This window comes from Actinophytocola xinjiangensis (assembly GCF_001921215.1).
Lineage (GTDB): Bacteria > Actinomycetota > Actinomycetes > Mycobacteriales > Pseudonocardiaceae > Actinophytocola > Actinophytocola xinjiangensis.
In genome coordinates this window covers 664,357-678,664 of sequence record NZ_MSIF01000002.1, presented here as the reverse complement: position 1 = coordinate 678,664, position 14,308 = coordinate 664,357, and the positions used below count along the sequence as shown (strand labels likewise).

Genomic DNA, 14,308 nt, shown 5'->3' with positions numbered 1-14,308 from the left:
ACCCCGACGAGAAAGGGCCGGTCGCCCTCGGCGACCGGCCCTTTCTCGTCGTGCGCGTGGGGTCAGCGCCCGCCCAGCAGGTTGACATCGCTGGTGCCGGCGTGGAAGTCACGCACCGCCTGGGTGAGCTCCTCGACGCTCAGGTGGCCGTCGTTGTCCTTGTCCAGCTTGCGGAAGGAGCTGTCGGCCTCGGTGGGCGGCACGCCGACCGCACCCAGCCAACGCTTGAACTCCGCCGGGCTGACCTTGCCGTCACCGTCGGTGTCGCACAGGTTCACGATCGCGGTGATGGTCGGCCGCAGGACCCGGTTGAAGCCGGCGTCGCCCTGCTCGAACATCTGGCTGCTCACGTACTGGATGAACTGGTCCTCGGTGACACCCTGGCGGGCGCCGACCTTGCGGGCCATCTGGTCGTACATGCCGAGGTAGGCGTCCAGCAGCGCGCGCGCCTTGGGCGAGGACGGGGCCTCACCGAAGGCCTTGATGATGCGCTGGGCCTCAGCCTCGTAGTCCGAGCGCTCGATGTAACCGTTGTTGTTGACGTCCCATTTCTGGAAACGCTGCTTGAGACGCTCGTTCCGCACGGCCGTGGTCATCGATATCCTCCTGGATTATGTGAAACAAAGGACCCACAGGTGGAGCTGTTCAATTGTGAATCACAGGCGCCGTACTCGCTCGCCGAATGCTTTTCCGCGAGTGTCGAGCAGGAGTTTCGCCTCCGCGGCCAACCGGCCGAGGTCATAGGTCTGGTGATCCTGCAGCAGGATTGTCAGGTCCGCCGAACGGACCGCCGGCCACAGTTCACCGACTTTTTCCGCGGTGGCCGGTAAACCGGCCACGACCGCGTCGTGCGGATCGTGCAGCGCCACCGTGGCGCCGTGGTCGGCGAGCGCGCCGGCGACCCCGGCGGCCGGCGACTCGCGCGCGTCCGGGACGTCGGGCTTGTAGGTCAGGCCCAGCAGCAGTACCCGCGCCCCGGCCACCGGCCGGCCGTACTCGGCCAGCAGCGCGCCCGCCCGCCCGGCGACGTAGGCCGGCATGCGGGTGTTGACCCTGGTCGCGGCGTCCAGCAGACCGAACCCGAACCCCTCGGCGGCGGCCTTGGCCGCCAGGTAGCGGGGGTCGACCGGGATGCAGTGCCCGCCGACCCCGGGCCCCGGTGAGAACGGCGCGAACCCGAACGGCTTGGTGCCGGCGCAGTGCAGCACGTCCCAGACGTCGATGCCCAGGTGGTGGCAGAACATCGCCAGCTCGTTGACCAGGGCGATGTTGACGTACCGGTAGGCGTTCTCCAGCAGCTTGGCCAGCTCCGCCTCGCGGGTGCCGCGCGCGATGACCAGCGTGTCGACGAACCGGTCGTAGAACGCCGCGCAGTTCTTCGCGCACAGCGGCGTGTGCCCGCTGATGACCTTGGGCGTGTTCCGCACGGTGAACCGGCCGTTGCCGGGGTCGATCCGCTCGGGGGAGAACGCGAGGTGGAACTCCTCGCCCGCGCGCCAGCCGGTGCCCCGCTCCAGGATCGGCCGGACCACCTCGTCGGTCGTGCCGGGGTAGCTGGTCGACTCCAGCACCACCAGCGCGCCGACCCGCAGGTGGGCGGCGACGGCGGTGGCGGCGGCGCGCACGGCCCCGAGGTCGGGCCGGCCGTGCTCGTCGAGGCCGGTGGGCACGCAGATCACGACGGTGTCGGCCTCGGCGACGACCGCCGGGTCGGTGGTGGCCACGAAGCCGTTGTCGAGCATGTCCGCGACGTCGGCGTCGGGCACGTCGGCGACGTGCGAGCGGCCGGCGCTCAGGCCGGCGGCGACCTCGGCGCGGATGTCGAGCCCGGCGACGGTGAGCCCGGCCTGACAGGCGCGGCTGGCCAGCGGAAGTCCGACGTAGCCCAGGCCGACGACGACCGCGTCGAAGGACGCCCCGGGGTCCGGCCTGGTCATCGTCGGCTCCTCGCCAGCTGGCGGGATCAAGCGGAGAAGCTGGACATCGGCGTCTGGATGTGCGCGCCCGTGCCGGGTGCGACGACCAGACTGGCGGTCCGGCAGAACGGGTCGCCGAAGACCCTGATGTCGGCGTCGGTGAGGTTGGTCAGCAGGTGGGCGTCGACCGGGAGCCGGGTGCAGCCCGCCGGGTCCGCGAAGCGCGTCGAGGCGGTGAGCTCGTTGCTGAAGACCAGCACGGAGCCCTCGGCGCGGGTCTCCTGCGCTTGCGCCGGCGTGGCGAGGACGCCGACGAGAACGGTGGCCGCCACGACCCCGAACATCGACCGGACAACACGCATGAAGGTCTCCCGAATTCGTGGTTTCGCTGGCGGTGTCGAAATTACCAGCGGGATGGCGCCGACTGTTTGTACGGATGCGCACTGCACCTGATGGTGTTCGTTCGGGAACCGTCCGGTAGTTCGGTCGGGAGATTCGGCGAACACAGGGATTCCGGTTTCTCGCGTTGACCGCGTTCCGTCTGACGCGTTGGGGTGATTCAGCCACGGAGACCCGTACACAGGGTGACCGGACAATGCCGGGGCGCGGCGGGCCCGAGGAATGACTGGCTAGTTTCGTGCGGTGGTCGTCGCGTCGATAATCATCCTGCTCGCCCTGGTCGCCGGCCTGGTCGGCAACCGGCTCCTGCGCCGGCGCGGCGGTGAGGACTGTCCGTCGGTCACCGACCTGATCAGCCCGCTGGAGACGCTCGCGGTGCTGGTGCTGGCGTTCGTGCTGGTCGGCGCGGCCGAGTCCTACAGTGGGGCCGAGGACGCGGCCGCCCTCGAAGCGTCCTCTGTGGACCACCTGTTCGAGACCGCCGACTACGCACCGGATCCGTACCGCGAGCCGCTCCAGGCCGACACGGTCTGCTACGCCCGTGCGGTGGTGCACCATTCGTGGCCGGCGATGGCGGCGGGTGAGGACTCGTCGGTGCCGAGCATCTGGACGACCGACCTGCGTACCCATCTCAAGGCCATGTCACGGACCCACGACGGCACGGTGTTCGAGATCCTGGTGGAGACCGACCGGGACCGGTCGCAGGCCAGGCAGGCCAGGAAGAGCGAGGCGTCGCCGGCCATTCCGGACATCGTGTACTGGTTCATGGCGATCACGCTCGCGGTCACCGTCGCCGGCTACGCCTACTCGATCCGGCTGCACGACAGCCTCGTGCACCTGATCGCCGTGGGAGTGCTGACCGTGCTGCTGGTCGGCTCGATCCTGATCATCCGCGACGTCGACACGCCGTTCTCCGGCCAGATCAGCATCGAGCCGACCGAGATGAGCGCCACCGAGGCCGACGTCAGCGAGGACTTCACCGCCGAGTACGGCGCCGACCGCCTGCCGTGCGACGAGCGCGGCAACCGCCGCCAGACCTGACCGGAAACCGTTACCGCACAAGGAGAACAGATGTCGATTCGCCGTTTCGCCACGCTCGCGATCGTCACCGCCGCCGCGTGGGCGTCCTCGGTGGTGCCCGCCTCGGCCGCCACCGGCGAGGTGGTGGCCTTCGTCGCCGACCTGCTACCGGTCACCCGGTTCGAGAACCCGAGCGGCTGTACCGCGTTGCCGGCCGGCTCGCACGTCATCTTCAACGAGACCGACGGCCCGATCACCGTCTACGGCGACCCGCTGTGCTTCGTGCCGCTGGAGCCGCTGGCCACCCTGGAGCCCGGCCGTTCCATGCACGTCACGATGGCGGGCTCCTTCCGGGCCTGACCCGCACGCTCTCTCGCCGGCCGTGGCTCGCCACGGCCGGCGCTTTCTTTTCGGTGACTTTTCGGTAGTTCACCGGACATTCCCGGGGCCATTGACCAACGAAGACGAATCACTTTATGATATTTCCGACACATTTCCGATAGTTTCGGGGGCTCGCGCCCGCTCCGCCTGAGAGGAGCCAGCGAATGTCGGTCGGTAAGAGATGTGTCGTCGCCGTGCTGGCCGCGGCGCTCGCGTTGGTCGGCAACACGCCGGTGTCAGCGCAAAGCCCTTACCCCACGCCGATGGCCGGCGGCGTCGAGGACGACGGCACCGACTGCCAGGTGACCCTGCCCGGCTCGTTCCCCGCCAACTCGCGACTGCCCGATCCGTTCACCAAGATCGACGGCCAGCGCATCACCACCACGTCGGACTGGCGCTGCCGACGCGCGGAGATCAAACGCCTCGCCGAACGCACCATCTACGGTGAGAAGCCGGCCAAACCCAGCGGTGTCACCGGAACCGTGTCCAGCACCGGCATCACGGTGAACGTCTCGCACAACGGCCGCAGCGCCAGTTTCTCCGCGAGCGTGCAGTTGCCCAGCGGCGGCTCGGGCCCGTTCCCGTCGGTCATCGTGCTGGGCGGGTTCGGCGCGGACACCGCCACCATCCGCGCCGCCGGCGCCGCCGTGATCAGCTACGACCCACTGGCGGTCGGCCGTGAGGGCACACCACGCAACAACAAGCAGGGCGCCTTCTACAGCATCTACGGCAACACCAGCGGTACCGGTCTGCTCGCCGCGTGGTCGTGGGGCGCCAGCCGGATCATCGACGTCATCGAGCAGTCCGGCGGCAGCGTGCTGCGCGCCGACGGCGTCGGCGTGACCGGCTGTTCCCGCTACGGCAAGGGCGCGTTCGCGGTCGGCGCGTTCGACCAGCGGATCGCGTTGACCATGCCGATCGAGTCCGGCAGCGCGGGCGCGCCGATCCTGCGCGGGGTGGCCACCGAGTCCGGCGCACAGCCGCTGAGCAGCGCCTACGGCGAGCAGCCGTGGCTGGGCGACGCGTTCAGCGCGTACACCGGCAACCCGGCCGGCCTGCCGGTGGACATGCACGAGGTGATCGGCATGATCGCCCCGCGCGGGCTGTTCATCATGGAGAACCCGCACATCGACTGGCTGGGCGCGCGGTCGGGCGCGGTGTCGGCCCTGGGCGGCGCGGAGATCTACCGGGCGCTGGGCGAGACCGCCAACATCAGCTACTGGTCCGACGTCCAGGACGGCACCCACTGCGCGACCCGCTCCGAGTGGCGCACGCCGCTCCAGCAGAGCATCCAGCGTTTCCTGCTCAACTCCGGCAGCGCGCCGGGCACCATCCGGATCTCCAGCCGCAAGCCGGCGAACCTGGCCGAGTGGCGCACGTGGACCACGCCGAACCTGGGCGGCGGCACCCCCACCGACCCGCCGCCGGACGGGGACTGCACGGCGACGGTGACCACCAACCAGTGGCCGGGCGGTTTCGTCTCCACGGTCCGGGTCACCGCCGGCAGCGCCGCGCTGCGCGGCTGGACGGTGTCGCTGACCCTGCCGGCGGGGGCGACGATCGTCAACCACTGGAACGCCAACCGCGGTGCGAGCAGCGGCGCGGTCCAGTTCACCAACACGCCGAACAACGGCACGGTCCCGGCCGGCGGGTCGACCGAGTTCGGCTACCAGGGCACCGGGACCGGCACCGGGGTGACACCGGCCTGCGCCGCGACGTAGGCCGGTGAGGTGGGTCGGCCCGGTGTGCGCCCCGGGCCGACCCACCGTCCCTGCGACAATGACGGGACCGTCCGTCCCCGTCGAAGGGCCACCATGCTCGACCCGCTCTCCACGCGCGACCCGGACGAGCTGGTCAGGAGCTGCCAACCGGTCGCCGCGAAGGTCGCCTCCCGGATCGCCAGGTGGAGCGCCCCTGAGGAGACCGTCCGCGAGGCCCTCGACGCCGGCCTCGCGGTACTCGACGACGTGCGCGACGAGGACCTGGCGACGGTGGCGGCGTGGCGTCCCCCGGCCGCCGAGCGGGCCAACAGCGTGTACCTGGACTCCACGACGGTCGTGACCGTCGAGCGCCTGCTGGCCGGCGAACGCACCTGGCTCACCCCGCTGACCCTGTGGGACCTGTCGGCCGTGGCCGAACGCGTGGTCACCGCCGACCGCGTCTACTACACCGGCGACCACCTGGCGCCCGCCGCCGCCCTGAACGAACGCCTGGGCGAGACCGTCTTCGTCCCCGTCACCCCACTGTCCCTTTCGGACACCGGGACACCCGCGAACCTGTACGCCCGCAACCTGAAACGCTACGACAACCTGTGGACCCCGGCCCCCGAAGGCTCCTACCGCGCCGACGCGGTCCACCGCGTCACCGAGACCTGGTCCCTGCTCACCGGCCGCGACCTGACGCCCGAACACGCCCTGGTCCCCCGCGAGGCCCGCCGCTGGCACTCCGACCGCCCCCAGGTCCTGACCGACCCGTACTGCGACGACCTGCCGCTGGCGGCCGGCACCGACAGCCAGCCGGTACTCGGTGACATCACCTACCGCGCGTACGCCAGCCAGACCTTCGCCAACCTGCTCGGCGTCCCGTACGCCCCGGCCACCGCGCGCATGCCGTTCCGCTACTACTTCTGCGAACGCAGCTGGGAACTGGACGACCGCCTGCGCACGGGCGAGGCCGCCACCGAGGCCTACCGTCAACTCGCCGGCGAAACCCACCTGGTACTCCCGGTGTTCCTGGCCGTGGCACTGGCACGAGCGAGCAGCCCCACGGAGATCTGGACCCACCTGGCCGACCTGCGCCGAGCCGCCAAGGGCTTCCGCCGCCACCGGACAGAACTGGACGAAGCGCTGTCGCTGGGCCAGGTCTCCCCCACCTCCCGCCGCCTGCTCTCCGCCGTCCAGAGCGAGGCCCTGCGCCTGACCGACCTCCTCGGCTTCGGCTACGAACTGGTGACCCAGGTCGTGGGCCGCCTCACCCGGGCGACCCCACCCCAACTCCCCGACGACGTCGCGACCCTGCAGGGCATCGTCCGCTCCACCCTCCCCGCCGACGTCCGCCAACGCCTGTGGTGGTGGTTCTTCAAACCAGAGCTACGCTTCCTCACCCACCTCCACACCCAGTCCCGCCAGATGACCAACGCCCTCCCCAGGATCGGCCGCCTGTGGGGCCTCCCACCCACCCAGGCCACCCGCTTCCACACCCGCTTCGACCAGCTCGCCGAGTTGCGGATGGTCGGCTAGTCCGACAGCGGGCTCGAGTCGCGGACCAGCGTGTCGTCGTAGGTGCCGTCGGCGACCCCGATCCGCGCGTACCGGCCCCCGGCGAACACCCAGTACTCGCCGCGCCGGCCCGGAACCGGCAGCACCGCGTCGACCCCGCCACGAAAGTCCGGCAACACCCCGAAGGTGTTCTCCCAGCTCTCCAGTTCGGCGGGGCCGGAGAGCAGTCTGTGCCCATCGAGCTGGTCGCCGGCCAGCAGGATCCGCACGTACTCCTTCCCGGAGAACACCCAGAACTGGTCCGGGGAGTCCGGGGTCGGCATCACCGCGTCGATCCCGGTCAGGAACCCCGGTTGGGACCTGAAGGCGGTGGCCCAGTCGCTGACCGGTGCGGGTTCGGCCAGGAGCGTGTCCTCGTAGGTGACCTCGGCGACCCCGATCCGGACGTACCGGTCCCCGGCGAACACCCAGTACTCGTCGCGCCGACCCGGAACCGGCAGCACCGCGTCGATCCCGCCACGGAAGTCCGGCAACACCCCGAAGGTGTTTGCCCAGTTCGTGATCGGTGTGAGTTCGGTGGCCCGCTCGCCGATCGGATGGCCGGCGGCCGAGGTGGCGACCCGGCAGTACCGGTCACCGGAGAACACCCAGAACCAGTCCGACACGCCCGGTATCGGAATCGCCGCGTCGATGCCGGTCAGGCCGGCCGGGGAGGCGGTGTCCCCGGGGTCGGCCGGCGGCCCGGTGCCTTCCGACGAGCCGTTGAGCACCAGCCCGACGGCGACGGCCCCGGGCACCAGGACGGCCAGGCCCGCCGCCCAGCGGAGCACCTGACGCCGGCCACGTCGGACCAGGCCGGGATGTCCCGGAACCGTCGCGACGGCCGTGGCCGGGCCCAGCAGGCGCATCGCCTCGGCCACCGATGGGCGTTGGGCCGGATCCTTGCGCAGCAACGCTTCCAGCAGCAGGCCGAGCGGCCCCACGTTCTGGGGGATGACCGGTTGGTCCTGGAGCACGGCATGCATCACGGCGAACGCCTCCGCCCGCGAGAACGGGGAACGACCGGTGAGCAGCGAGTACAGCGTGCAGCCGAGGGAGAACAGATCACTGGCCGGTCCGGCGGGCCGGTCGCTGAGGCGTTCGGGGGCGATGTACTCGAGGGAGCCGACCAGCGCGCCGGACTGGGTGATCGACTCGGTGTCGGCCAGCGCGACGATGCCGAAGTCGCACAGCACGACCCGGCCGTCGGCGCGCAGCAGCACGTTGGACGGTTTGACGTCGCGGTGCAGTGCCCCGGTGGAGTGCACCGCGTCGAGGGCCGAAAGCAGTTGCGCACCGATGTCGGCGACCCGGGCCGGGGACATCGACCCGGCGGGGACGTCGGCCAGAGAGGGCCCGTCGACGAGTTCCATCACCATCCACAACCGGTCCTCGTGGTCGACGAGGTCGTAGATGTCGATCACACCGGGGTGGCTGATCCTGGCGATGGCGCGTGCCTCGCGGTGGGCCCGGCGGCGCCGCTTGGTCAGCTCCTCGCCCCTGGCCAGCAGGTGCACCTCCTTGACGGCGACGGTGCGGCGCAGGAGTTGGTCGGTGGCCCGCCACACGGTGCCCATGCCCCCGCTGCCGATCCGGTCGAGCAACTCGTATCTGTCAGCGATCACCCGCGGTTGGTCACCGGCACCCATTCCGCCAAGCATACTGCTGCTTGTCCTCCAGCGTCCCGGAATCGGCCCAACATCCGCCGATTCGAACGTCTACAATGGACTGAGAGAGCGTCCCGCGATCCCCGGACCTGGGTGGTTCGCGGTCGGTCAGCCCTGTCCGAGTGCCCGGCGCACCACCGGGTGCGCCGGCCTGCTCCGGGCCGAACAGGGTCGTCGTCCAGGACCGCCCGGCGAGGTCAGGAGACGTCCCGGCGCACGGCGAGCCGGGTGCCGGCGGTGGCGAACACCACGCCGTAGGCCAGCAGCAGCAACCCGCCCTGCCACGGGGACAACAACTCCACGCCGGGCTGGGACGTCCCGGTCAGGGCCGCGTTGGCACCGCCGGGGAAGTACTGGTAGTAGTCGCGGATCGTGGGCAGCGCCGCCACGAACGCCTCGATGACGAACAGGTACACCAGCGCCCCGACGATCGCGGCGATCTGGTTGCGCACCAGGGCACCGACGCCGACACCGAGCACCGTGTACACCGCGATCCCGGCGACCACACCGGCCAGCGCCTCGGGAACACCGTCGGCCGACAGCGAGAGGTCGATGCCCCTGGCCGAGGTGAACACGAACGCGAACCCGATGGCGAAGGCCAGCACCACGGCGCCATAGCCGATCCCGGCCAGCGCGTAGGTGATCAGCTTGCCGATCACCACCCGGCCCCGGTGCGGCGTGGCCAGGAACGTCGGCGTCACCGTCTGGTGCCGGAACTCGCCGGTGACCGCGATGATGCCCAGGATCAGCGCGAGCACCCCCGCCCCGGACACCGAGCCGAACAGGTTGCGTTGACCCTCCGGTGTGGACAGTGGCGGTTGCGGGTTGCCCTCCGCGCCGTCGAAGGCGATGGTGAAGCCGAGGAACATCGCGGTCATGGCGATGCCGCCGAGCAGCATCCACAGCCACAGCTTCGTGGTGAACAGCTTGCGGAACTCGCCCCGAACCAGCCGGATCATCGGGTCTCCCCCTCGCCGCCGAAGTGCTCGACCGGGCCGGACTCGCTGGTGAGCGCGAAGAAGATCTGTTCCAGGTCGCTGGTCCGCGCGGTCAGCTCGTGCAGTTCGACGCGGGCGGTGAAGGCCAGGTGGCCGACCTCGTCGGTGCTCAGGCCGGTGACCCGCAGCGTGTCCTCGACACGTTCGGCGCCGGCGTCGCGTGGCAGTGCCGCGATCAGGGGGTCCAGGTCGGGGCCCCGGACCAGCACGGTCTGGCCGGCGCTGTCGGCCAGTTCGGCGATCGTGCCCTGGCGGACCAGCGTGCCCTTGTTGATGATCACCACGGTGTCGACGGTCTGCTCGACCTCGCTCAGGACGTGGCTGGACACCAGGATCGTGCGGCCCTCGTCGGCCATGCCGCGCAGGAACCCGCGCAGCCAGGCGATGCCCTCGGGGTCCAGGCCGTTGGCCGGCTCGTCGAGGATCAGGACCTTCGGGTCGCCGAGCAGCGCGGCGGCCAGGCCGAGGCGCTGGCGCATACCCATCGAGTAGCCCCGGACCTTCTGCCCGCCGGCCTTGCTCAGCCCGACCAGCTCCAGCACCTCGTCGGCGCGGCGGTCGGGGAAGCCGTTGACCGTGCAGTAGACCCGCAGGTGGTTGCGGCCGCTGCGGGCCGGGTGGAAGCTCGACGCCTCCAGCATCGCGCCGACCGTGGTGGCCGGGCGCGGCAGGTCGGCGTACCGGACGCCACCGATGGTCGCGGTGCCGGCGGTCGGGCCGACCAGCCCGAGCAGGCAGCGCAGGGTGGTGGTCTTGCCGGCGCCGTTGGGTCCGAGGAATCCGGTGATCGTGCCGGCCGGCACGGTGAAGGTCAGGTCGTCGACCGCCTTCACCGCGCCGAAGGTCTTGCGCAGTCCGCGTACCTCGATCGCCTCGGCTGTCACGATCACTCCCCCTCAGGATGTGTGATCGCTACATCCTAGGGGACGAGATCATCCGGGGAAGACCACGTCACTGCACGAGTAGAAGGTCTGGTCGAAATGGCTGGCCTGCCAGATCATGTACACAATGTGGCGGCCGGTGCGACCGGGGGCGTTGACGTTGATCGAAACGGTGACGCCATTCAGTACGGGATCGTTTTCCGGCGTTCCCTCACCGGGTGGGATCACCCCGGTGTCGGCGACGAGTTGGAGATCACCCCACCCCAGTTCGTCGGTCAGTGGATCGAATCCCTGACGGGTGACGTAGAGGCGGTAGTAGTCGGCGCCGTGGCGGGCCTGGTCGTGGGTGCGGAAGGTGAACTGGTTGTTGACCGGTGCCGCCTCCCACGGGCCCGGCTCGTCGAGGGCGGCGTAGCGGCCGCCGCCGGTCCGGCCGCCGCTGCACAGCTGGCCGTCGGGGATGACGGCCTGGTGGTCACCGTCGACACTCTCGCGGTAGAGGCCGTTCCAGTTCCACATCGCGTTGGTGTCGGACTGCCAGGCCTGCCAGCACATGGGGTCCTCGGTGGCCATGTCCGGGTTCTGGAAATCGGAGCCCCAACGGTCCCAACAACCGTAGTGGCGTGATGGTGGACCGATCGCCGATCCGTGACCGAACGCGACCCCGGCCGGGAGCAGGGGCAGTGCGAGTACGGCGGCAATGGCGATGACGAATATCCGGAGAACTGTGCGCAGGGAATTCATGAGATGCCTCCACGGCTCTGTGGAAATGGCTTCACGCACAGTGGTACCGGATTAGCGGAACGTGTGCAAGTAATCCGGTGAATGTCGTCGAAGCGCTTCGAATTGCCGGTGAAAGGCGTCGAACGGACAGTCGAAACGGGACGATTCACCGGGCGCGCTACCGGCGCGCTACGCAGCCGTTGCGGCCCCCGGTCAGGGTGGGACCGTGTTCGGACGTCACGGAGGGGGAGTCATGCGGTTCGGGGTGGTCGCGGTGGTGGCGGCGGCGGGGATGCTCGCCGCCTGTTCGGGTGAACCGGCGGAGTCGGCGCCGCCGCCGGGCGTGTCGGCGGGGGCACCGGCGGCCGTGCCGGACGCGTTGCCCGAGGTCCCGCCGGCACTGGACCTGTCGGCGGCCAACCGGCGGGCGCCGGTCGACGGCCTGCCCGACTGGTCGCACGCAGGCTACCGGGAGGGCGCCGGCCTGCCCGGCGACGACGAGATCACCACCGACGAGGACTGCGTGGTCACCGCCGGGGAGCTGGCGGCCGACTACGACGTGCGGCCCGACGACGAGCGCGACGACTCGGCGGGATTGCAGCAGGTCATCGACGACGTGCGGGACGACTGTTCACCGGACGCGGACTACGAGTCGCTGTCGCTGGTCGAGCTGCCGGCCGGCGAGCTGGCGGTGTCCCGCCAGCTCGCGGTGGACGCCGACTACCTGGTGCTGCGCGGCGCGGGCGGCGACCCGGCGACCGGCACCAGGATCGTGTTCCGGCCCGACGAGAACACCCGCTACGACTCGGTGTCCGACGGGGACTGGGACGAGGACGGCATGACCTACGAGAGCGGCAAGGGCGGCTGGCTGTGGCCGGGGCGCGGGTTGTTCCGGGTGCAGTCGCGTCAGGTGCACGAGGACTACACCGAGGACCACGAGTCGGCGCCGGCCAACCGTCGGGACCTGTTCGAGGGCACGGTGAACGTGCACTGGAAGTCCGGTGCGGAGCTGGCCGGGCTGGCCGAGGACCCGGGCTTCGCGGCGCGGACCGGCGACACGGTGGTGCCGCTGGCCAAGCGCCCCAAGGACTTCACCGAGGGCGGGTACGTGAACATCCGCGCGGCCAACACCGTCGCGTTCTACGAACAGCAGCAGGCGTTGCCGACCGACCACGACCTGCGCAACCTCCACATGCGACAGCAGATCTTCCGGATCACCGAGGTCGACGAGGACGCCAGGACGATCACCCTGGACCGGCCGCTGGAGTTCGACGTGCCGGTCAGCTCGGTGTCCGACGGGTCCGAGGAGATCGACGGCAAGGTCTACGAGTCGAAGGCCGCGCCGCTGGTCGACCCGGTCCTGGGCGTCGGGATCGAGAACCTGTACCTGACCCAGGTCGTCGAGGGCCACACCCCGGCCGAGGCGGTGCACGACTACGCGAACCTCTCCCCCGCCGACCAGCTGCACGGCATCGTGTTCAAGTGGGTGGTCAACGGCTGGGTCCGGGGCGTGACGACGTACCTGACGGGCTCGCACCCACTGGTCACCGAGAAGGCGAAGAACCTCCAGGTCGAGGGCAACCGGTTCGTCGGCTCGTGGAACAAGGGCAAGGGCGGCAACGGTTACCTGCGCGGGTCACGGGTGTGGGACTCGGTGTACGCGGGCAACGTGCTGCGCGGCCTGCGGCACTTCACGTTCCAGTGGTCGGCGTCGGGCAACGTGTTCACCGGCAACGACACCGACGCCGACGTGAACTTCCACGGCGGCTGGGAGCGCCACAACCTGGTGGAACGCAACACCGTCGCCGTGCCCTACGCCCACCGCCCCGGCAACTGCACGGTCAACTGCGGCGGCGAGGGCGGCGCCACCGAGGACGACTCTGCCTGGTACCCGGTGTGGTGGGGCGCGGGGAGGAAGGCCGTGAAGTGGTCCGGCGCCACCGGCCCCCGCAACGTGCTGTTCAACAACACCCTGTCCAAGCAGGAGACCGAGGACGGCGAGTTCGTCCCGTACCTCGACGCGCCGGGCACGGTCCTGCGCTTCGGCTGGAACGGCACCGCCTACGAGCACCTGTCCACGGGCGGCACCCCGATCGACGACTGGGCCGGCCACGAAACCACCGACTTCACCGACGGCGGCGGCGTCGACGCCTCTCTCACCGACGACGCCCCCTCCCTGTTCCTCACGAACGTGACCCCGTGACCAGCGAAAACACCTAGATGCCGCCGACGACCGCTCTCGACGACGCGTGGCGTGCGGTGGACGAGTTGCTCGCCGCACCGGCGGCGATGCGGATCACTCCCGGACCACGCCACTGGGATCACTTCCGGCAACTCGCCACCGACATCGACGCGTGTGGCAACGATGTCCCCGACGCCTCCCTGGCCGCCTACGCGCTGGAGAACAACGCGACCTGGCTGAGCGCCGATCGGGGATTCGCCAGGTTCACCCGGCTTCGGTGGGTTTCGCCGCTGGAGGGGTGAGGGTCAGGAGCGGGAGGCCATGAGGGTGTCGAAGTCCGGGAAGGTCTCGGCGAGGCGGTTGCCGGTGAAGTTGCCGACCCAGCCGTCGTCGTCGTGGAAGAAGCGGATGGAGACGTAGTCGGGGCGGGTGCCCATGTCGAACCAGTGGGTGGTGTTGGCGGGGACGCTGAGCAGGTCACCGGCCTCGCACAGCACCGCGTACACCTTGCCCTGGGCGTGCAGGTAGAACACGCCGGCGCCACGGGCGAAGAAGCGGTCCTCGTCGTCGTCGTGGGTGTGTTCGGCGAGGAACTTCTGGCGGGCGGTGGCGGCCTTCTCGGCCCACTCGTCGGTGTCGGCCGGGGTCATGTGCAGGGCGTCGACCAGGATGTAGCCCTCGGACTCGACCACGCGGGCCACCCGGTCGGCGTAGGCCTCCAGGACCTCCTCGGAGGTGGGCTCGGGCGAGAGCGTCTCCACGACCGGCCAGCGTTCGAAGCGCACCCCCAGCTCCTTGAGCTCGGCGGCGATCTCCTCGCCGTCCTCGGTGCGCAGCAGCGGCACCTGCGGCTCGGTGTCGTCCCACACGGTGAGCAGCGTCAT

General features: G+C 70.3%; 14 protein-coding genes. 6 read left to right on the top strand and 8 right to left on the bottom strand.

Annotation, left to right across the window (positions count from 1 at the left end):
- Positions 1 to 62: 62 nt before the first annotated feature.
- From BLA60_RS07835 to BLA60_RS07825, 3 genes are read right to left on the bottom strand one after another with little or no spacing between them, the layout of a single operon-like run.
- Positions 63 to 596 carry an EF-hand domain-containing protein gene (locus BLA60_RS07835; protein WP_075132037.1) on the bottom strand — a complete coding sequence of 178 codons (534 nt, stop codon included), beginning with the start codon at positions 594 to 596 and terminating at the stop codon, positions 63 to 65.
- Positions 597 to 656: 60 nt separating this feature from the next.
- On the bottom strand, positions 657 to 1,937 hold the full coding sequence (locus BLA60_RS07830) for a nucleotide sugar dehydrogenase (RefSeq protein WP_075132036.1): 1,281 nt from the start codon (positions 1,935 to 1,937) through the stop codon (positions 657 to 659).
- A gap of 26 nt (positions 1,938 to 1,963) precedes the next feature.
- Complete coding sequence (locus tag BLA60_RS07825; RefSeq protein ID WP_075132035.1) at positions 1,964 to 2,278, bottom strand: hypothetical protein; 315 nt, start codon at positions 2,276 to 2,278, stop codon at positions 1,964 to 1,966.
- Positions 2,279 to 2,558: 280 nt separating this feature from the next.
- On the opposite strand from BLA60_RS07825, the gene BLA60_RS07820 reads away from it, so the two are divergent.
- The 4 genes from BLA60_RS07820 (at position 2,559) to BLA60_RS07805 (ending at position 6,955) form a co-directional block, all read left to right on the top strand.
- On the top strand, positions 2,559 to 3,356 hold the full coding sequence (locus BLA60_RS07820; protein ID WP_075132034.1) for a bestrophin-like domain: 798 nt from the start codon (positions 2,559 to 2,561) through the stop codon (positions 3,354 to 3,356).
- A gap of 30 nt (positions 3,357 to 3,386) precedes the next feature.
- On the top strand, positions 3,387 to 3,695 hold the full coding sequence (locus BLA60_RS07815) for a hypothetical protein (RefSeq protein ID WP_084734726.1): 309 nt from the start codon (positions 3,387 to 3,389) through the stop codon (positions 3,693 to 3,695).
- Between the two features lie 185 nt (positions 3,696 to 3,880).
- Entirely contained in the window at positions 3,881 to 5,437 is a 1,557-nt protein-coding gene (locus BLA60_RS07810; protein ID WP_075132033.1) for a glucuronyl esterase domain-containing protein, read from the top strand.
- 93 nt (positions 5,438 to 5,530) lie between these two features.
- Positions 5,531 to 6,955 carry a hypothetical protein gene (locus BLA60_RS07805; RefSeq protein WP_075132032.1) on the top strand — a complete coding sequence of 475 codons (1,425 nt, stop codon included), beginning with the start codon at positions 5,531 to 5,533 and terminating at the stop codon, positions 6,953 to 6,955.
- Here BLA60_RS07805 and BLA60_RS07800 read toward each other — a convergent pair.
- The 4 genes from BLA60_RS07800 to BLA60_RS07785 all read right to left on the bottom strand — a co-directional run bounded on the left by BLA60_RS07800 (position 6,952) and on the right by BLA60_RS07785 (position 11,263).
- Positions 6,952 to 8,598 (bottom strand): protein kinase domain-containing protein, encoded by a 1,647-nt coding sequence (locus BLA60_RS07800; RefSeq protein WP_162292918.1) that lies wholly within the window; start codon positions 8,596 to 8,598, stop codon positions 6,952 to 6,954. The two genes, BLA60_RS07805 and BLA60_RS07800, sit on opposite strands and share 4 nt — an antisense overlap.
- A gap of 239 nt (positions 8,599 to 8,837) precedes the next feature.
- Positions 8,838 to 9,599: an ABC-2 transporter permease gene (locus tag BLA60_RS07795; RefSeq protein WP_075132030.1), complete on the bottom strand. Its 762-nt coding sequence runs from the start codon at positions 9,597 to 9,599 to the stop codon at positions 8,838 to 8,840.
- Positions 9,596 to 10,522, bottom strand: a complete 927-nt coding sequence (locus BLA60_RS07790; protein ID WP_245811870.1) for an ABC transporter ATP-binding protein — start codon at positions 10,520 to 10,522, stop codon at positions 9,596 to 9,598. Before BLA60_RS07790 ends, BLA60_RS07795 begins: the two co-directional genes overlap by 4 nt.
- A 48-nt stretch (positions 10,523 to 10,570) precedes the next feature.
- Positions 10,571 to 11,263 carry a lytic polysaccharide monooxygenase auxiliary activity family 9 protein gene (locus BLA60_RS07785; RefSeq protein ID WP_075132028.1) on the bottom strand — a complete coding sequence of 231 codons (693 nt, stop codon included), beginning with the start codon at positions 11,261 to 11,263 and terminating at the stop codon, positions 10,571 to 10,573.
- Between the two features lie 232 nt (positions 11,264 to 11,495).
- Between BLA60_RS07785 and BLA60_RS07780 the strand changes: the two genes are divergently transcribed.
- Both BLA60_RS07780 and BLA60_RS07775 read left to right on the top strand, forming a co-directional pair.
- Positions 11,496 to 13,445 carry a hypothetical protein gene (locus BLA60_RS07780; protein WP_154814188.1) on the top strand — a complete coding sequence of 650 codons (1,950 nt, stop codon included), beginning with the start codon at positions 11,496 to 11,498 and terminating at the stop codon, positions 13,443 to 13,445.
- Between the two features lie 17 nt (positions 13,446 to 13,462).
- Complete coding sequence (locus BLA60_RS07775; RefSeq protein WP_084734724.1) at positions 13,463 to 13,726, top strand: TA system VapC family ribonuclease toxin; 264 nt, start codon at positions 13,463 to 13,465, stop codon at positions 13,724 to 13,726.
- 3 nt (positions 13,727 to 13,729) lie between these two features.
- Here the strand turns inward: BLA60_RS07775 and BLA60_RS07770 are convergent, their stop codons facing one another.
- Complete coding sequence (locus BLA60_RS07770) at positions 13,730 to 14,308, bottom strand: 1,2-dihydroxy-3-keto-5-methylthiopentene dioxygenase (protein WP_075132027.1); 579 nt, start codon at positions 14,306 to 14,308, stop codon at positions 13,730 to 13,732.

Coding starts and splice junctions, on each gene's coding strand:
- BLA60_RS07835 (WP_075132037.1), bottom strand. CDS start 596: ATGACCACGGCCGTGCGGAACGAGCGTCTCAAGCAGCGTTTCCAGAAA.
- BLA60_RS07830 (WP_075132036.1), bottom strand. CDS start 1,937: ATGACCAGGCCGGACCCCGGGGCGTCCTTCGACGCGGTCGTCGTCGGC.
- BLA60_RS07825 (WP_075132035.1), bottom strand. CDS start 2,278: ATGCGTGTTGTCCGGTCGATGTTCGGGGTCGTGGCGGCCACCGTTCTC.
- BLA60_RS07815 (WP_084734726.1), top strand. CDS start 3,387: ATGTCGATTCGCCGTTTCGCCACGCTCGCGATCGTCACCGCCGCCGCG.
- BLA60_RS07810 (WP_075132033.1), top strand. CDS start 3,881: ATGTCGGTCGGTAAGAGATGTGTCGTCGCCGTGCTGGCCGCGGCGCTC.
- BLA60_RS07805 (WP_075132032.1), top strand. CDS start 5,531: ATGCTCGACCCGCTCTCCACGCGCGACCCGGACGAGCTGGTCAGGAGC.
- BLA60_RS07795 (WP_075132030.1), bottom strand. CDS start 9,599: ATGATCCGGCTGGTTCGGGGCGAGTTCCGCAAGCTGTTCACCACGAAG.
- BLA60_RS07785 (WP_075132028.1), bottom strand. CDS start 11,263: ATGAATTCCCTGCGCACAGTTCTCCGGATATTCGTCATCGCCATTGCC.
- BLA60_RS07780 (WP_154814188.1), top strand. CDS start 11,496: ATGCGGTTCGGGGTGGTCGCGGTGGTGGCGGCGGCGGGGATGCTCGCC.
- BLA60_RS07775 (WP_084734724.1), top strand. CDS start 13,463: ATGCCGCCGACGACCGCTCTCGACGACGCGTGGCGTGCGGTGGACGAG.
- BLA60_RS07770 (WP_075132027.1), bottom strand. CDS start 14,308: ATGACGCTGCTCACCGTGTGGGACGACACCGAGCCGCAGGTGCCGCTG.